We start from the raw sequence: 18,189 nt of genomic DNA, 5'->3' as shown, positions 1-18,189 counted from the left end.
CAGCCTACAATAAGGTGAATTTACATCGTTGGCAGGAGGCGTTAAAGGTTGAAAAAGAAATACAGGACCTTTATGAACATGGTGGCCATCACGCTGATTATGCTTGTCGCCGTCCTGGTCATGTATACCTTCTCGGTTCAATCCAGTCTGGATACGGTTCAAAAGGATATTGAAACCAACAATCTCAATCGCGTGCAGTTTGTTGTTAACTCACTTGATCAGAGCATAAATCGGCTGAATATGTTATCCATCTCCATGGAAACGGACAATTCTATTGCCCTGCTGCGATCCATTGATGTGATGAGTTCCTTTGAGCAGGTACAGTTGATTCAAAATGTTGCTGCGAGAGTTAATCTGCAAAGTCTGTCCGAGGGATGGAATAACAAAATATCGGTCTACTCGGTTCTGTTGAATCAATGGATTATTTCTTCGGAGTTAAATATGAAGACTCCTTCTGTAGATTCACTGGAATCAGGTTGGAACTATGATGCAGCTACAGCTAAATATTATAAATACAAGGTCAGTCCACAGATCATTATTCGGTTGGAGTTCCCGCGCAGCAATCTGGAGGAAATAGTTGAGAACTCGCATCAGGGCGAGAATGAGACGTTATTTTATAACCCGGACGAACAATTGATTACTCGCAAAGAGGCCAATCCCATTACCCCTCTTATCATGAAGGAACTAACCGGATATCTACAACCATTCTCTGGTACAAAAAACGTTTCGGTTAACGGAGCCCAGTACATTGTCAATTATGTGTACTCTCATCAGCTCGGCTGGTATTTAATTGATTTTATGCCACTTGATAAAGCATTACAGCCTATACGAATGACTCAATTCTGGTTTTACTCTGCCTGTGTCATGCTGTTTATGGCGGGGGTCACGATTATTGTTGTTCTTTTCCGCAAGGTACAGATTCCCATACTTGCTCTATTAAAAGGTGTTCGTCTTTTGAAACATGGCGACTTCTCTTATCGGATTCAACGACAGAGCGGTAATGAATTTGATTACTTATATGGTCAATTCAATGATATGGCCGGACAGATTGAGGATTTGATTGAAAAGGTATACAAGGAAAAAATCGTCGCCCGCGAGGCGGTGCTGAAACAGCTACAAGCCCAGATTAATCCTCACTTTTTATATAATTGTCTCTTTTTCATTAATAATATGACAAGATTGGGCAATGAGGAAGCGGTTACTGCCATGACCCAGAACTTGGCTGAATATTTCAGGTACACCACACGCCTTGACGAGCCGATAACCCGATTGGAAAAAGAGTTGGGCATCGTCCGCAATTACCTTGAGATACAGAGCTTACGCATGGACCGTCTCTCTTATCAGATTGAGCTACCGGACGAGCTAAGATCTGTCCCGATTCCCAAACTACTTATTCAGCCTTTAGTGGAAAACAGCATCATCCATGGTATAGAAGCCAAGCGGGATTCCGGTTCCATTCATATCACAATTGAGCGCACGGAACACGGGATCTGTATTGTGGTTGATGATGACGGGAGAGGCATGACGGAGGAAGAAATCAATGCACTTAAGGCCAGAATATCCGAGCCGCCTGTGGACACGATGGGGTGTGCGCTCTGGAATATTGCGGAGCGTCTGCGCATCCAGGACGCTACCCATTCGGGTATCCAGTTTGAACAGAGTCCCCTTGGGGGCATGCGTGTGCGATTAAAATGGTCGCTCGCAAAATCGTAGGGTAAAGAAAACACTGTATAATAGAACAATGCCTCTGATCATCACTTCGAGTGACGGCAGAGGCATTGTTTGGCTTAATAGTAATTTTTTGATCGCCAATTGGCAGAATGAATCCTTGCGTTGACAGAAAAGAGTCTAGTTTGATAGCATAGTTTGAGTTCATTCCAACAAGGAGGTTTTTACAATAGAACCCCGTCAACGGCTTCAACAAGAGCGCAGTGACCTCAAAACAAGAAGACGAGCAGCTATAATTGAAGCAGCTAAAATTGCTTTTTTGAATAAAGGCTTTGAGCAAGCGACCATGCAGGATATAGCAGACGAGGCAATCCTGGGGGTGGCGACAATCTTCCGCTACTTTCCGCGGAAAGAGCAGCTTATTGTTGCCGTAGCTTCAGATATTGTCCAGTCCGAGGTACTGGTATTCTCCGATATTATCAGAGGTGAAGGCACCTGCTACGACAAGCTTGGCCGCCTTTTTGACTCGCTTATTTTTTTCCAGCAGGTGGAAAGCCAGCGAAGCTCCAAATTAATAGAAGCGTTTGAGTGTTACGTCGCAATGTCCAAGTCCCCGTTGGAGGATATCGAGATGTATCATTCTAACTACCAACAGATTATTATGCTTTGTGCAGAGCTTGCTGAGCTTGGTAAAAAGGATGGATCTGTTCGTAACGACGCCAATGTGGTTGAAACGATTAACACGATGATTAATGTCTTTGGCAACTTCTCCAAAAAAACAGCGATGCTCCATGGCATTAAAGCCTTCCAAACAAAAGTGGACGAAGCCGAGCAATTTAATATCCTCAAGAACATATTTTTGGATCATCTCAAGCCCTGAACAGCGGCTCCGATTTTAAGATATAACTGATCGCTATGCTATGAGGACCGCTGTGAGAGCAGATAGAGCAACCTCCTTCGATGATGTGCACATGTTGAATGGAGGTTTGTTCCTGGATGAAGTTGCGGACCCACTTCGCCTTCTCCTCCTCTAATGTTTGGGCGATAATGACCTGCGCGTGATCAATACGGTGGATCTGACTCAACATGTCATTTAACAACTTGTTCACGACTTTGTCCTTGCTGCCTCTGTATTTGACTCCGGCATGAACCAGTCCATCTTGAACATACAAGCCCGGTCGAATTCTCAGCAAGCTGCCCAGCATATGTTGAATGCTGCTGACTCGTCCTCCCCGATGCAAATAATCCAAATTATCCACAAGCACATTTAGTTGTACCTCATGACGTACTGCTTCCAAAGCCTGAGCGATGGTTAGTACGCTTTTCCCTTCCCTAGCCATCTGCACTGCAAGCAGTACATGCATTGCGGTGCCTGCCGATACATTGAGAGAATCCACCACTGTTACTCTGCCCGGGGGGAACTCTCTGGCCGCACTACATGCATTCTGATACGTAGATGAAAGGTGAGAGGACATACTGATGCATAGTATATCTTCTCCATTTTCAATGACCGGGCTGAAAGCCTTCATAAAATCTGCCGGTGGAGGAGCCGCCGTTTTGGGCAGCTCTCCATATAATTCGACCATGTTATACATCTCTTGCGGGGTGATTTCTATCCTATCCAAATACGATTTTTGCTGGAAAACGATATATAGTGGAATAATCCCGATATCATACTTTTCTACCCATTCCTTGGGTATATCAGAGATACTGTCTGTGAAAATGCGAACATTAGCCATTGGACTCCTCCTGCTCACGGTGTTCTATGATCTATGAGATGCAAACCTTGTTTTATTTGTTGGCATTGTCTGGGGTATTGGATGAGTGATGTCCTTGAACATCTTTCATCACAGATTCTCCCTCGATATCAATGTTAGGCAACAAACGATTTAACCATTTTGGCAAATACCATGCACTCCGACCCATGAGTACCATCAGCGCTGGAACAAGGGTCATTCTTACGATAAATGCATCAACGAGGATACCGAACGCCAGCGCAAGTCCCATCGATTTGATAATCGTATCCCCGGCAAAGATGAAGCTTGCAAATACTGCGATCATAATCAAACCAGCAGCCGTGACTACAGGACCGCTATGGGTTATACCGCTTCTTACCGATTTCACAGCATCTCCGGTGTGCGTATAATCCTCACGCATCCGGCTCACGAGAAATACCTCATAGTCCATTGCCAGACCAAACAGAATACCTGTAACCAAAATTGGCAGGAAGCTTAGTACAGGTCCTGGCTCAGGGATTCCGAAGAAACTTCCCAGATAGCCATCCTGTATGACCCAGACAATAAAGCCGAGCGTTGCACCCAGAGTGAACAAAAATCCGGCTACAGCTTTGATGGGAACGAGAATGGAACGGAATACAAGCATGAGCAGAACAAAAGCAAGACCAACAATCAACAAGGAAAACTTTGGTAAAGCTTCGGACAACTTCTCTGAAATATCGATATTAACGGCAGTTCCACCTGTAACCATGATCTCGACATCATGATCCTTGAGGACCTGCTCTGCCTGATCACGAATCGTTTGAACAAGTTCGGTTGTTTTAATATCATTCGGTCCTGATTTGGGTAACACCGTAATAATCGCCGTAGTACCTGAAGGACTTGGGATCTGCGGAGCTACAGAGGCTACATCCGGAAGTTTGCTGATGAATGTGGTTGCCTTTGTAATGTCTGCCTGTGCCTCCTCACTGTTTGCAGCCTTGGCAACGACGATGAGCGGACCGTTAAATCCTTTGCCGAAACCTTCGGAAAGCAGATCATAACCTCGGCGTTCTGTCGTTTCTTTGGATTTCAGACCATTATCGGGTAGGCCAAGCTGCATATATGTGAATGGAACGGTACACACCGCCAGAATACCAATACACAGAATGGTTGTGAGCCATGGCTTGCGAGTAACCATTTTGCCCCAACGATTTTCTGCTTCGGCAGATTTTTTGTGACCAGACCACTTGCGCAGCCATTTGTTCTCACGAGCAGGATGGATGCGATCTCCTGCTGCTGCCAGCAGCGCCGGGGTAAATATAATAGCGATCAATACAGCGACCAGTACACTGATTGCCGCAGCGAGTCCCATCATCGTGATAAACGGAATCTGTACAACGGACAGCCCTACGAGGGCGATAATAACGGTTAAGCCTGCAAATACAACGGAGCTGCCTGCTGTTGCATTAGCTTGTGCAATAGCGGTAGTCCGATCATAACCTGCGGCCAATTGCTGCCGATATCTGGACATAATGAACAAGGCGTAATCGATCCCTACCGCAAGTGCAAGCATAACAGCCAGCGTAATGGAGAATGAAGCCATCGATACCGTGTTGGAGCCGATGATGATAATCATGAGTCCTATGCCAAGCCCAACAACCGCAGTCAAAATGGGAAGTCCTGCTGCAAGGAAAGACGTAAAGGTGAACGCCAGAATCACAAATGCAATCAGGATACCAATCACCTCGGACACGCCGCCAATTTCAATCTCTGAAAAGGCTACGCTTCCTGCAAGTTCGGTTTGAACACCCTTGTCACGTAATGTATGGACAACATCAAGGATATGCTCTTTGGACATCTCACTTACATCTGAGGCTGGTTGCGTATATGTAATGTCCGCATAACCAACCTCTTTGTTTGCACTGATCGTTCCCCCATCATAGGGGTTAACAACAGCTTTTACAGAGGAATCGGACGTAACCTCTTTCAGCGCTGCGAGAATTGCTTTTTGGGTGGAGTCTGTTTCAAGCGTGCCCTTCTCCGATTTATATACCATTCGAACCTGTCCACCATCATCAGAGGACGGGAATTCCTGATTTAATACATCAGCCGCCTGTTCTGACTTGGTTCCGGGAATCGTCATCTCTCCGGTAAAGGAGGTTCCCAGCCCCATGCCGATTGCTGCCAACAGCAGCAGGATGACAAGCCCTCCTGTAATTACCCCTTTTTTCTTGGCTACAGCCCATTCACCTAATTGATACAAAAATTTAGCCATATATATGGATAGCTCCCTTCTAATCTGAAACTCAGGTTCTCTTGTTCGGACAACCTCATGACATCATCATAGTGGAAACTAAAACAAAAAAAATCGTACGTAGGGGCATGCCCTTCATGTACGATCGGGTTGAACCAAAGGGCAGCCTGCGTACAGGCTGCCCTTTGAAACCTACAACATTATTCTATATTCTACAGATGCAGAATGCCCCTCTCTACGGATACAGCAACCGCTTCGGAGCGCGAGTCTACCCCCAGCTTATTATAGATATTAGTCAGCTGAGCTTTTACTGTTCGTTCTGCAATGCCCATATCAAATGCGATTTCCTTGCTTCGCAGTCCGCGAGCGACTGCCTGAAGAATTATAAGTTCTTTTTCTGTCAGTAATGTATCTTTGTGCTTGTGCACTACCGCCGGCTTCTGGTGAAAGGCAAATACCCTTGCCGAAATTTCAGGTTGCAGCAATGTTTCACCGCGAAGGGCCGACTCCAGCGTACGGAATAAATGATCACGACTTGTATCCTTGAGCAAATACCCTTTTGCCCCCAACCCAAGCCCGTTGATCATTAGTTCATCCTCATTGTAGGTCGTCAAAATAATAACTGGAATGTTGATTTGTTCTACGTTCATCTGTTTTAACGTATCCAGACCGCTCAAGCCGCCAGGCATGTTCAGGTCCATCAGGATGACATCAGGCTGAAGTTCCTGCATCAGCTCCAGCGCCGTATGTCCCTCTTCAGCCTCGCCAATCACTTCATAATTGTCATCCGTCCCCAAAATCATTTTGATGCCTTCACGTACAACCCAGTGGTCATCTACAATCAGAACTTTATGACTCATTGTTTATGTCCTCCCTTCTATTCAAAATGGTATAGATAAGGTAATACATGTACCCGCATCGCTGCTTTCAACTTGAATCTGTCCTCCGATGAGTCTGGCTCGTTCATAAATGCCAATGAGACCGTAATGCCCGGTCTTTTTTCCGATAGTTGCTGTATTGAATCCTCTGCCATTGTCCTTGATCACCATTTGGAGTGAGCCGGAGATTTCTATAATAGATATATGAACCTGATCAGCATGGGCATGTCGTGCCACATTCATAAGTGTTTCACTCAAAATATGTAATACATGTTCCATGGTAAAACCGGTCAGAGCCGAACGAACCTGCAACTCCAGTTGGATTTGAACGCCTGTAGCAATTCGAAAGCGTTGTAATTGGTCTTGTACTGCCTCGTTGAAATCAAACACTGGAGTAGCCCTTGTTCGCAAGTCATCAATTGCTTTTCTTGCATCACCCAACGTTTGCCGAGCTTGCCCCATGGATGTCAGAACAATCTCGTGAGCACGCTGGATGTTTCCCCGGCTGAGGTATGCATCCATGGCTTCGAGCTGCATAATGAGACCTGCCTGTCCCTGAGCGAGTGTATCATGTAAATCTCTCGCCATACGTTGGCGCTCGTTAGCGAGTGTAAGCTCCTCAACTTTCTGATGGGTAAGCTCCAGATCACGCAAAAACGTTTGTGTGCGCACCCGGGCATTAACCTGCCTGTAGTACAGGAGTGCATAGGCCATTACCACAACAATCATCAGAAATAACAAGGGGATAAACAGTGCAAGATCCTTAGCATCTTTAATCCAAAGCGTAACCAGACAGAAAAGGAAATAGAGGAAAAACGCAAAAAAAACAACCTTTTTAGGTTCAAACAAAATAGCTACGGTCTGTCCAATCAATACAGGAATCAAACCAATGAGTATGACGGGAAGACCATCTGGCATCAAGGCAGCGCTCCCGAAAATCAAGCCGGCCTGAAGAAACAGATATAACACCCTGGATACCTGAATCAACCTGCTCACTCGCCAGTATAACTGAATATGTGCCGCCATCAAGCCTACAAAAAACAGGCTGGGCACCAGCAACGGTCCTAGCAAGGTTTGCATCGCTACCGTAACAATAGTGACCAGTATAATCCATAACGCAATGGGAAGTCGGGATGAAGCGATTCGGTCATCCTCGGCATCCTGACTCATTTGCAAGAAGCTGGATCGTTCCGTCGTCTCATTCATAAGATCACCTCTTCTCCAATGATTATATTACGGATGGTTGTCCTTTTGTATGTACGTTGGTGCATGCCCTTTCGTGCATGAGCTAACATCCCATAATATTTTAAATGAAAAACGCTCATAAGTCATGACTTATGAGCGTTTTTCGATGTTGTATAGTGAAAGCTGTTGTATAGTGTTTTACTGACGAACAGCGGCATTTAATCCAGCAAGCAACTGGGAAAGAGTTTCCTCTGTAAGAGCGCCTCCCGTAAACGGAATCAACGCACGAAGCGGCATATATTTCATGGATGCCTGAATCATCTCGGAGGATATGGCATCGGATTGGGCCTCTTCCGCTCCCTGTGGAGCCAGTCCCTGTAACTGACTCATGACAGCCATCGTTTTTGGATTGGCGAGCAGCTCACCCAGCGTTGTATTACGGTCAAAGGTAGGTACTGGCCCGGTTGTCGTGGACTCCACGTTGACCGTCTGTTGCAGCAGAATGGAACGAGAGGATGAGCCAATCAAAATATCATAGGAGCCACTCTCTACATGCCATTCCTTCAAATCAACATTATAATAAGCAAAGCTGCGTTTATCCAGTGTGAAGGAAACGCTACCCTCAGCGCCCGGCTCCAGTCCGATTTTGGCAAAACCTTTCAGTTCCTTGTCCGGACGACTTACTACGGTTTGCTGATCCCGCACATACAATTGCACAACCTCTTGGCCGTAACGAGTGCCCGTGTTTCGAATCGTAACAGTTACCGTAACCCGATCCGTATCCTTGAACTGTGTATCGTTCAGACTCAGACCAGTATATTCAAACTGCGTATAGCTCAATCCATAACCAAACGGGAACAACGGTTCAATGTACTTACGATCATAGTAACGATAACCAACATATATGCCTTCACGGTATTCCACACGATCTCCGTCCCCGGGGAAGAACAGAGCCGAAGGGTTATGATGCAACGATTGCGGGAACGTTTCCGCCAGCTTACCGCTTGGATTGGTTTCTCCGAACAACAGATCCGCCATGGCTCCTCCAGCTGCCTGACCACCCAGATACGCCTCCAGTACTCCCTTCACATCATCAAGCCATGGCATCACAATCGGTGATCCATTGCTTAACACAACAACAAGGTTAGGCTGCTCTGCTGCAACGGCTTTGATCAGCGCCGATTGGTTAGCTGGAATGTCCATGTGAGACCGATCATATCCTTCCGATTCATAGCGGTCAGGCAGACCGATGAACAGCACAGCGGCTTCCGCTGCTTTGGCCGTCTCGATGGCTTCCTTCATCAATAACGAGTCACTTTCATCTGAAGCAAGCTTATAGCCCGCAGCATAAGTCACCGATGCATCCGCTTCAGCAAGTAAAACCATCTGTTCATAAGCGCTATCCAGTTGAGTCGGATGGATATGCGAGCTACCACCGCCCTGATATCTAACTTTCTCAGCCAGCTCTCCGATAACGGCGATGCGGCTATTCTTGCTCAGCGGAAGAATATCGTCCTCGTTTTTCAACAACACCATCGTTTCTCTTGCCGCCTCTCTGGCAATCTGATGATGCTGCTCAGAATCAAAGGTTGCTTCTGGACGTTTATTTTCTGCCGCCTTGAAAATAATAGCTAACAACCGTTCCACGGCTTGATCAAGCTTTTCTTCGGATAACTCGCCGCCATTCACCGCCTCCACAATTTTGCGTGGTCCTTCTCCGTTGGAGGAAGGCATCTCCAGTCCAAGTCCCGCAGCGATGCTGGCTGCGATCTCATTCACTGCGGACCAGTCTGTCACAACAAAGCCCTCATGTCCCCATTCTTCCTTCAAAATGGTATTCAGCAAATATTCATTCTCCGATGCATATGTTCCATTCACTCTATTGTAAGAAGACATTACTGTCCATGGCTGCGCCTGCTTGACCGCTTTCTCAAAGCCGGTCAGATAGATTTCTCTTAACGTCCGCTCATCGAGTACCGCATCGGTAGTCATCCGGCGATGCTCCTGATTGTTCACTGCAAAATGTTTAATTGAGGTACCCACACCCTGGCCTTGCACACCTGAGATATGAGCTGCAGCAAGTTCACCCGTCAGGTAAGGGTCCTCTGAGAAATATTCGAAGTTGCGCCCGCACAACGGGGAACGCTTGATGTTCGCCCCTGGGCCGAGCAGAATGGCGACATCCTCCGCCTGCGCCTCTTTACCAATGGTTTCTCCGACAAGCTGTACAAGATCCCGGTTCCAGGAGCTTGCCAGCCCAACCGCCGAGGGAAAACAAGTGGATGGAACACTTGCGTTCAGTCCCAAATGGTCGGCATCACCTGCTTGCTTGCGTAATCCATGAGGACCATCCGTCATCATAATGGATGGAATATCCAAACGTTCTACAGCATGCGTTGTCCAAAAGCTGCTACCTGAGCAGAGTGTTGCCTTTTCGTTTAAGGTTAACTGTTTCACAATTTGCTTGATATCACGATTCATTATCCAGACACTCCTTCATCTATCGGCAGGTATCCTTGACATGTAATACGGCTATGTAAGGTCCCGCATAATATTATAGGGCTTGAGTTTAGTTCTCTTTTTAATAGTACTGTCTGGTTTAATGACATGAAATAGCGCTTTCTTAATGTGATATAACGCAATCCGAATAAAAAGAAAGATCTCTCATGCCTCGCTGGCCACTTGCAACGCTAATTCGCATAAGTATATCTGAACATCTGTATCGTTTTCTTAAGATTACAGGTCAGCCAAGGCGGCACGCATTGAAATGATAGTTCGGCCATCATACAATACAATAAGTGTTGTAACACTTGTCTATAGAGGGGGAATTAGTATGTACGGTTTATTAATAGTGGATGACGAGAAATCGGTTGTTGATAGTCTCGCGCTGACAATTCCCTGGGAAGATTATGGCATCCAGGAAGTACATAGAGCTTACTCGGCTGCGGAGGCTCTCGATATCGCTTCCAAATACGCTGTTGATATTATGATTACCGATATTCGTATGCCCGAGATGGATGGATTGGAGCTTATTTTGGAGATTCGCCGATTCTCCAGTAAAATTAGATGCATTATTTTGTCTGGTCACGATGAGTTTGAATATGCCCAAAAAGCAATTCAGTATCAGGCTGCTAATTATCTGCTGAAGCCGATTAATACTGATGAGCTCATCCAAGCTGTAACAAAGGCTATCGCCAATATTGAGCACGAATGGGAGCGCATCAGTTCATTTCAGCAAATTCAGCATGCCCTGCATGCCAATATGCCCTTGTTGCGCAATCAACTTCTCAAGGAACTTCTTCAGAACAAAGCCATGAGCCATCAGATTCTGGCCGAGCGTCTCAGCATGCTGGAGATTCCCTTTGCGTCCACTGACCCCTTTATTATGATGGTCATTCGGATGGAGGAGGAATTCTCCGGTTATGATCTGCGGTCATTATCCTTGCTCGAATATGCTGTAACCAATATAGCCGAAGAAGTGTTTCAGCATCCGTTCAAGCTGTGGCACTGCATTACAGAGCAGGGATATCTGGTATTTCTGATCAAAAACAGTGATCTTCATGCACTTGATTCAGTTGACTCCCACGCGGTCAGACTGCAAAACAATGTACAAAAATTTTTAAAGGGAGCCATCTCCATTTGTCTGAGTAAAGAGCAATGCTTCCCTGACCACCTCTCCGATCTGTATTTAGCCTCCGTGTCAGCCATCAATCGGAATGTGGGTAGCAATAAAAGCTATTTTATTACGCTGGACAAAAAGGATGCGGATTCCCATGAACAGCAAAATCTGATTAATTTGTATGAGCCACCCTTGCTCTCTAATTTGCTGGAATCAGGTAATTGGGATGAGGCCATAAGCAAAATTTCCAGAATTCTTTTCTTAAACGAAGTTGGCAAAGAACTGTCCCACGATCAATTGTTTACAGTACTACTCTACCTGTCTTCCACATTCTCGATTTCACTAAAATCGCAGGACACAACGGTTGAGGAAATGCTGGGGGAGGAGTTCGAATTTTTGCTTCGGAAAAAAAGCCAGTTATCAGGCCAACGCATATATAGCTGGGCAGAGAAAATGATTAATCAGCGGCGCAAGCAGGCTTCTAATCAGTTGATGAATGCGCATGAACAAATTACGTCTAAAGTGAGAACATACATTCAGGAGCATTTGGCAGAAGGCATCTCCCTTCAGGTCATTGCCGACTATATCGGCCTGCACCCCGTTTACCTGTCCAAGGTGTACAAAACGGTCACCGGAGAAACGATTGGCGATTATTTGTACAGCTTACGTATGAACAGAGCATCTTACTTGTTACTGAACTCAGACCTCAAAATTGCAGATGTCAGCAAGGCGCTTGGCTTTTTGGCTCCGCCGCATTTCATAAAAATATTTAAAAAGCATTATGGTTGCACACCGCAGGAGTTCCGTACTCGTTAACGAAATGAATGTAAAAAAACATATTGGGTTTATCGCCCATTTTAAAGGGAAAATGCACCGTGATTTTGTCCAATTTTCCTATAACATGAAAGAAACTGACTACTCCACACGCCTGAGAATGAATGGTCGCAGCTTGAGCATTTCTCTATTTTGAATCTCCGCCTGACAAGCTTATGACCAAATTAGCGGCCTTTTATAGGCTTTCACCCATTCCCCTGCTCAATTGCCTACATACAATACATTAGACTAATGAACAGGAGTGATGTGATATGACATTTTTACCTCCTTTTGGACCTGGTGGAGGGTTTGGCGGACCTGGGGGTCCCGGAGGACCAGGAGGACCCGGTGGACCCGGAGGATTTCCTGGTCCTCCATCGTTCCCCGGGGGTGGAGGCGGCGGACCACAAGGCGTGCAGGCACCTACAGGGCCGCCACCATCATTCATTCCACAGCAACCCGCTTCGTTATATGCGGTAGATCCAAGAGCCATATCCGGCTGTCTGTTTCGCTACACATATATTTGGCCGGATCGTGGTCCCGGCTTCTGGATGTATCCGGTATTTGTAGGTAGAAATTCGGTAGCTGGCTTCCGTTGGAATGGCTTCTTCTGGCTATACACCGGCATTGATCTGCAGCGAATCAGCTCGTTTAGCTGTTTCTAGAAGTAATCTCCCCTGTATGCGGATCAATCCGCATACAGGGGGATTTACATGTAAATAAATAGACGTTAGCTACTCAACCATTGACGATCGAAAATAGGCCATATATTTTCAACCGGTTACTACTTTTTTTAAAAATCGAACTTGATCACATAATCAAAAAAAGACGTAATTACAATAGCGCCAAGAGGAATCAATAAATAAACCCAAAGTGGATTATTAGGAGCTTCACCAGGAGCTGTTCTCCACCTGATATCACACTATTTTTTCAGCATTTCCCTTCGGAATAGTGACCCCACAGAACTCATACAAAATATCAGCCATGTACGTATCACTTTCTTTCATGCCATTTAAAGCCCATTCGATTAAAACGCAATAAAATCCACCTACATAAAACTTAGCAATATAGTTTTCTTTGAAAGAATCGTCGTAGGTTTTAACTACAATTCTTGTGGCTAATTTGTGTAGGTATTCATTACACTTGGCTAGCAATAAGTAACTAACGTTGGACTTTACCAGATTTTCTACTAAGATTTTCTCATTCCTGAAACATCTGAAAAATAATAGTGTTGAATAATAATTATCAAAGTTCTCCCCTGCCAATGCCTGATCAAAAAAGTCAGTAAACACTTGATCAATGCGTTCCACGATTACATCCTCAATGATGTTGTAATTTCTATAGAACCCCATGCGTGAAACACCAGCTTTTGTACACACCTCAGTAATAGATATGTTATTTAGATTTTTGGTTTGCATTAATATCATGAGTGCATTGAAGATCCATTCTTTCGTCAGTGCACTTCTGACTTGATTAGATGGGTTTGACATTACAACATCTCCTTTTATGTCACACTTGCCTTGAAATGCATTGATAACTTTATGTTATACACATTATACTGAGCTCAACAAGACGTTACAACAGTAACATCTTAGCGTTTAGCGAATAAAATTTGAGGAGGAATATAACATGTTTAAAAAATTGCAAGATACGGTGGCGTTGGTAACTGGAGCAAGTAGTGGAATCGGTGAAGCCACTGCCAGAAGGCTCGCTGCTCAAGGAGCAACCGTTGTCCTTGTCGCACGTCGTAAAGATCGATTGGAGAATCTGGCTTCCGAGCTAAAAAACCTTGGAGGTGAGGTTCTTGTAATAGAAACAGATATAACAGATAAGAAGCAAGCGGAACATGCAGTTCAGCAGGTTATAGATAAATATGGACGTTTGGACACCGTTATAAATAATGCAGGACTCATGTTAATCGGGGGTGTGGCAGAGGCGCCCTCAATCGAATGGGAACGAATGATATCCGTGAATATAAATGGGTTGTTATACATATCCCATGCTGCACTACCGTATCTAATCCAATCAGCCTTGACTTCCGACCGGAAAGTTACTGATTTAATTAATATTAGTTCAGTATCTGGACGCAGACCATCGGCAGGGCAAGCGGTATATAGTCTCACGAAATCTGGTGTTGCAGCGTTTACTGAAGCACTGCGGCAAGAGACGGCCGGGCTTAACGTTCGTGTGGCTGTTTTAGAGCCAGGTGCAGTGGGAACGGAACTAGGCAATCACTTACGTGAAGACGTGCGTGAGCAACTTTCCAATATTCTGAGCCATATTGAAGTTCTTGAAGCAGAAGATATTGCAGAAACGATTGAATTTATTGTAACTCGCCCACGTCGCGTTGCGGTCAACGAGATTTTAGTTCGTCCAACGGATCAAGCAATGTGATCTGATCCGATTCTTATTAGATACAGTTGCGATGCATTAAGCATAAACATGATTGACCTTCGATTGGACTACTAAACAAAAAAAGTCGCTAAGATAGCGACTTTTTTCTGGTCTATCATTTCAATCAAAGCGTTGTAACTTAAAGCAACTTAATCAGCTTTTCTAGCTCATCAACCAAACTCTTTGCAAGTTCAAAATTAGTATCTTTTAAAGCCAATTCGATTTTCATTTCAACAGACTTTTTCTTTTGTTCATTTTCTAGATAGTTTTCATCAAAATGACTCGTATAAATCATCTCTCTAAATTCTTCTATACTCATTTTACTAATCGTTTTGTCCCCAATAATTAAAACATAATCCATACCATTGACAACCGAATAGAAATCATGAGAAATCATGAGAATCGCACCTTTGTAGTCCTCAATAGCTTTCTCCAATGCGATTTGGCTATAGATGTCTAAATGGCTTGTCGGTTCATCCAGAAGCAATACGTTGGCTTGACTGGCAGACACTTTAGCCAATTGAAGCATGTTTTTTTCTCCGCCAGATAACGATTCAATCTTTTGATCAAAGATTTCTCCTTCAAAGCCATAGTTTGGAAGATACGATCTAATCTCGTCATACGTTTGAAACCCTGAATCAATGAATTCATTTAGTATGGTATTCGAATCTTTTAGCATTTCGCCTTGAACCTGAGATAAATAAGCCACATTAACATCAGCATCGATTTCAATGGAATCCAGATTGTTTTTAAAGATTTCTCGGAGTAAAGTCGTTTTCCCGGTACCGTTAGGACCGATCAGGGCTACTTTATCTGTCGATTTGATCTCAAAGTTCACATTTTCCAAAAGCAACTCGTCAAAGGAAACGCTATAGTTATTGACGTTAACCACAACGCTGTCTTCCATTTCCTTATCGATCCCAAAACGGATATTCGGCTGTTTGATATCGACAAATGGCTCTTTTATTCGACGTGCTTCCAATCTCTCTTGAAACTTGACTCTGGCTTTTAACGCTCTGCCTCTGGAGGCTTCCGAATTATACGTGGCGATCTCTCTAAGATTGTCGATGATGTGATCGTATCTCTCAATTTCTTCAGCCTCAGCAACCGCGATTTCTTGCAGCTCAATCTTCGTCTGAAGCAGCGAGAAGTTATAATCGATATAGCGCCCGTCAAACTCTTGGAGCTCTGTGTTTTCTAGGTGTATGATCTTGTTGAAACAATGGTTCAATAGATATCGGTTGTGCGTAACGACCAGCAGCATTCCCTTGTGGGAATTAATCAATTTTTTAAGCGCGTTCAGGTTTTCAAAGTCTAAAAATACATCAGGTTCGTCCATAATCATTAAATCTGGACGATTCAGCATTTCCTTCATCACTTGAATAAGTTTGAATTCCCCGCCGCTTATGGCGGATATACTAAGATCTTTGAGCTTCATGAGGTTGGCAAGGTTTAACTGTTTATTGATGTTTTTTTCGTAATTATCCCCATCCATCGCTTCGAAGGCATCCAAAGCCAATTGAAGCTTTTCCATCAGGGAATCCATATCCGATGTGGTAGCCATCTCCGCATAAATCGCTGTAATTTCATCTTGTATCTTGATGAATTCTTCTGCGATATATTCAAAAACGGTCACTTCTTTTGTTTTGTCTACTTGCAAAAACTGACTCACATACCCGATTCTGCAATCGGGGTCTATCTCTAACTTGCCCTCGAACAAATATCGTTCCGGATCCATCAGGATATCGATCAATGTACTTTTTCCACTTCCGCTTGTTCCGATAAAAGCACAATGTTGTGCCTCTTCAAACGTAAATGAAATGTTTTTATATAGTTCCTTTTGTGGAAATGAGAAGGATAGGTTTTCAACTTGTATCATAGTGTTACCTTTCTTTATAACTAAATTGGTGGCTAGTATTAAATATATTGTCGAACACAGACTTTTAGAGTAACACTGTTTACCACCAAGTACAATCGATTTTTAGCCCTTACCCTCACTTCGTGTCTATTAGCCTTCCAGTGTAAAAATGAGTATCGAACGTTATGGATGAATGCAAAGAGAGCCGACAACTGCGATTCTGCTCGCGGTCATCGGCTCTGCACTTTACGTCTGGCTCTGAGATAACGGATACATTCAGTTGTACTATTTTGATTAATGTTACCTGTTTTTGCCTCATAATTCTTTACGGCTTAGCCATCTAGGGCATATGATCCATGAGAGTATATATACGACAACACTAAACGCAGCTACTACTCCGTATAATAAAAGTAGATTTTCTTCTATATTCATATAGTAACCTAGCAATGTTCTTAATCCTGCAATGGCAAGGGCAGTGACTACATAAGAAAGGATTATTCCGGCAATACTTTTTTCTCCATCGAGTAAAAAAGAACTAGGGATATTCACACTGGCTGGAAGAAATGCAAGAATAAACGCAAAGGATACATTCACATATACAGCAGATAACTCAAAGCTCGATAATATCATAGAAGCAATAACACAAATTATCGTGGCAATCAAAATTCCAAATAGACTAAGGAGCACATACAAACCATATTTGCTTGAAGCGCTTTGAATCCTTGAGACAGGGAGTGTTGCGCAAAATTTATCCCACTGGGCTGTTTTGTCACTTTGAATGCTCATTACTGCCATCATTCCAAATGAGGTTCCCGCGATTACAATCAAAAGCCAAGGAGAGCTTACGACGGACAAAACGATTCCAATGACGACCATTAATAATAGGGGGATAAGCAACGCATCCTTAATAGCATAGAAATCTTTAAGCATAAGTCCTCTCATGTTCTCTCCCCCTTGATATACAACAGCATAATATCATCAATTGTGGCAGGATCAATCACTGCATTCGGGTATTTCTTTTGTGCCAAATCTTTATCAGCAACTAATACTTCCCAAGCATAATCCTGCTTTCGGGAAGAGATTATATCTTGTTCGTCGAGAGCATCAAACTGTGCTGCACCACATTTAATGATCCCGTACTTATATCGCAATTCGTCCTTTGGTTTGTTAAAAATAACCTTGCCGTTATGAATGAATACGATATAATCAGCGACTTTCTCCAAATCACTTGTGATATGTGAGGATACCAGGATAGAGTTGCTTTCGTCCTGAACAAAATCCAAAAACATATCTAAAATATCATCACGGACAACAGGATCAAGTCCGCTCGTCGCTTCATCCAATATCAGAAGTTTGGAGCCGTGAGAAAGTGCGACAGCGATAGACAGCTTCATTTTCATCCCTTTGGAAAACTCTTTGATCTTTTTGCCCGCAGGTAAGGATAATTCATTTAGTAAAGAATAGTATTTTTCTTCATCCCAAGCTGCAAAGATATTTTGGAAGACACGGTTTAGCTTTTTAGGTGATAATCCTTCCGGGAAATTACTGCCGTCAAAAACAACACCAATCTGATTGCGAACGGCATTATCAATTTCCTGATCCTGCTTGCCCAAAATTGTCACCGTGCCGGAATCCTTGTTTTTCAATCCAAGAATCGAATTGATCGTTGTACTTTTTCCTGCCCCGTTCTGGCCAATCAATCCCACAATCGACCCGCGAGGCACATGAAACGATACATTGTCCAGAACAAAGTCGTGATAAGCCTTTGTCAGTCCATTTACAGTCAAAGCATGATTCATGAT

At 44.0% G+C, this 18,189-nt stretch carries 14 protein-coding genes; 5 read left to right on the top strand and 9 right to left on the bottom strand.

The window, feature by feature from the left end; all coding sequences use genetic code 11:
• Positions 1-48 precede the first annotated feature (48 nt).
• Positions 49-1,713 carry a sensor histidine kinase gene (locus tag NZ043_RS25395; protein ID WP_339309566.1) on the top strand — a complete coding sequence of 555 codons (1,665 nt, stop codon included), beginning with the start codon at positions 49-51 and terminating at the stop codon, positions 1,711-1,713.
• Between the two features lie 184 nt (positions 1,714-1,897).
• Positions 1,898-2,548 (top strand): TetR/AcrR family transcriptional regulator, encoded by a 651-nt coding sequence (locus tag NZ043_RS25390; protein ID WP_339312865.1) that lies wholly within the window; start codon positions 1,898-1,900, stop codon positions 2,546-2,548.
• On the opposite strand, the gene NZ043_RS25385 is transcribed toward NZ043_RS25390, so the two are convergent.
• The 5 genes from NZ043_RS25385 to NZ043_RS25365 all read right to left on the bottom strand — a co-directional run bounded on the left by NZ043_RS25385 (position 2,538) and on the right by NZ043_RS25365 (position 10,184).
• Positions 2,538-3,407, bottom strand: coding sequence for a DegV family protein (locus tag NZ043_RS25385; protein WP_339309565.1), 870 nt, complete (start codon positions 3,405-3,407; stop codon positions 2,538-2,540). The genes NZ043_RS25390 and NZ043_RS25385 overlap by 11 nt on opposite strands.
• A 52-nt stretch (positions 3,408-3,459) precedes the next feature.
• Positions 3,460-5,661, bottom strand: coding sequence for an MMPL family transporter (locus NZ043_RS25380; protein WP_339309564.1), 2,202 nt, complete (start codon positions 5,659-5,661; stop codon positions 3,460-3,462).
• Positions 5,662-5,852: 191 nt separating this feature from the next.
• Complete coding sequence (locus tag NZ043_RS25375; RefSeq protein ID WP_315935581.1) at positions 5,853-6,500, bottom strand: response regulator transcription factor; 648 nt, start codon at positions 6,498-6,500, stop codon at positions 5,853-5,855.
• A gap of 21 nt (positions 6,501-6,521) precedes the next feature.
• A complete protein-coding gene (locus tag NZ043_RS25370; RefSeq protein ID WP_339309563.1) occupies positions 6,522-7,724 on the bottom strand; it encodes a sensor histidine kinase in 1,203 nt (400 codons plus the stop codon).
• 177 nt (positions 7,725-7,901) lie between these two features.
• Positions 7,902-10,184: a glycoside hydrolase family 3 C-terminal domain-containing protein gene (locus NZ043_RS25365; RefSeq protein WP_339309562.1), complete on the bottom strand. Its 2,283-nt coding sequence runs from the start codon at positions 10,182-10,184 to the stop codon at positions 7,902-7,904.
• 352 nt (positions 10,185-10,536) lie between these two features.
• Between NZ043_RS25365 and NZ043_RS25360 the strand changes: the two genes are divergently transcribed.
• Positions 10,537-12,138, top strand: coding sequence for a response regulator (locus NZ043_RS25360; RefSeq protein ID WP_339309561.1), 1,602 nt, complete (start codon positions 10,537-10,539; stop codon positions 12,136-12,138).
• A gap of 269 nt (positions 12,139-12,407) precedes the next feature.
• Positions 12,408-12,800 (top strand): hypothetical protein, encoded by a 393-nt coding sequence (locus tag NZ043_RS25355; RefSeq protein WP_036671465.1) that lies wholly within the window; start codon positions 12,408-12,410, stop codon positions 12,798-12,800.
• Between the two features lie 252 nt (positions 12,801-13,052).
• Here NZ043_RS25355 and NZ043_RS25350 read toward each other — a convergent pair whose 3' ends face one another.
• Entirely contained in the window at positions 13,053-13,625 is a 573-nt protein-coding gene (locus NZ043_RS25350; protein ID WP_339309560.1) for a TetR/AcrR family transcriptional regulator, read from the bottom strand.
• Positions 13,626-13,764: 139 nt separating this feature from the next.
• On the opposite strand from NZ043_RS25350, the gene NZ043_RS25345 reads away from it, so the two are divergent.
• Complete coding sequence (locus NZ043_RS25345) at positions 13,765-14,529, top strand: SDR family NAD(P)-dependent oxidoreductase (protein WP_249910543.1); 765 nt, start codon at positions 13,765-13,767, stop codon at positions 14,527-14,529.
• A gap of 139 nt (positions 14,530-14,668) precedes the next feature.
• Here the strand turns inward: NZ043_RS25345 and NZ043_RS25340 are convergent, their stop codons facing one another.
• The 3 genes from NZ043_RS25340 to NZ043_RS25330 form a co-directional block, all read right to left on the bottom strand.
• Positions 14,669-16,408 carry an ATP-binding cassette domain-containing protein gene (locus NZ043_RS25340; protein ID WP_339309559.1) on the bottom strand — a complete coding sequence of 580 codons (1,740 nt, stop codon included), beginning with the start codon at positions 16,406-16,408 and terminating at the stop codon, positions 14,669-14,671.
• Between the two features lie 294 nt (positions 16,409-16,702).
• Entirely contained in the window at positions 16,703-17,329 is a 627-nt protein-coding gene (locus NZ043_RS25335) for an ABC-2 transporter permease (RefSeq protein WP_339309558.1), read from the bottom strand.
• Positions 17,326-18,186 carry an ABC transporter ATP-binding protein gene (locus NZ043_RS25330; protein ID WP_338586908.1) on the bottom strand — a complete coding sequence of 287 codons (861 nt, stop codon included), beginning with the start codon at positions 18,184-18,186 and terminating at the stop codon, positions 17,326-17,328. Before NZ043_RS25330 ends, NZ043_RS25335 begins: the two co-directional genes overlap by 4 nt.
• Positions 18,187-18,189: the final 3 nt, after the last annotated feature.

The sequence above is a fragment of the Paenibacillus sp. FSL k6-2145 genome (genome assembly GCF_037976585.1).
GTDB lineage: Bacteria > Bacillota > Bacilli > Paenibacillales > Paenibacillaceae > Paenibacillus.
Note: the sequence above shows the minus strand (reverse complement) of the source record. Positions and strands in the feature narration are given on the sequence as shown.

Excerpts from the sequence above, each read along its gene's own strand:
- NZ043_RS25330 (WP_338586908.1), bottom strand. The coding sequence starts at position 18,186 with ATGAATCATGCTTTGACTGTAAATGGACTGACAAAGGCTTATCACGAC.
- NZ043_RS25380 (WP_339309564.1), bottom strand. The coding sequence starts at position 5,661 with ATGGCTAAATTTTTGTATCAATTAGGTGAATGGGCTGTAGCCAAGAAA.
- NZ043_RS25385 (WP_339309565.1), bottom strand. The coding sequence starts at position 3,407 with ATGGCTAATGTTCGCATTTTCACAGACAGTATCTCTGATATACCCAAG.
- NZ043_RS25375 (WP_315935581.1), bottom strand. The coding sequence starts at position 6,500 with ATGAGTCATAAAGTTCTGATTGTAGATGACCACTGGGTTGTACGTGAA.
- NZ043_RS25360 (WP_339309561.1), top strand. The coding sequence starts at position 10,537 with ATGTACGGTTTATTAATAGTGGATGACGAGAAATCGGTTGTTGATAGT.
- NZ043_RS25350 (WP_339309560.1), bottom strand. The coding sequence starts at position 13,625 with ATGTCAAACCCATCTAATCAAGTCAGAAGTGCACTGACGAAAGAATGG.
- NZ043_RS25345 (WP_249910543.1), top strand. The coding sequence starts at position 13,765 with ATGTTTAAAAAATTGCAAGATACGGTGGCGTTGGTAACTGGAGCAAGT.
- NZ043_RS25340 (WP_339309559.1), bottom strand. The coding sequence starts at position 16,408 with ATGATACAAGTTGAAAACCTATCCTTCTCATTTCCACAAAAGGAACTA.
- NZ043_RS25355 (WP_036671465.1), top strand. The coding sequence starts at position 12,408 with ATGACATTTTTACCTCCTTTTGGACCTGGTGGAGGGTTTGGCGGACCT.
- NZ043_RS25370 (WP_339309563.1), bottom strand. The coding sequence starts at position 7,724 with ATGAATGAGACGACGGAACGATCCAGCTTCTTGCAAATGAGTCAGGAT.
- NZ043_RS25365 (WP_339309562.1), bottom strand. The coding sequence starts at position 10,184 with ATGAATCGTGATATCAAGCAAATTGTGAAACAGTTAACCTTAAACGAA.
- NZ043_RS25335 (WP_339309558.1), bottom strand. The coding sequence starts at position 17,329 with ATGAGAGGACTTATGCTTAAAGATTTCTATGCTATTAAGGATGCGTTG.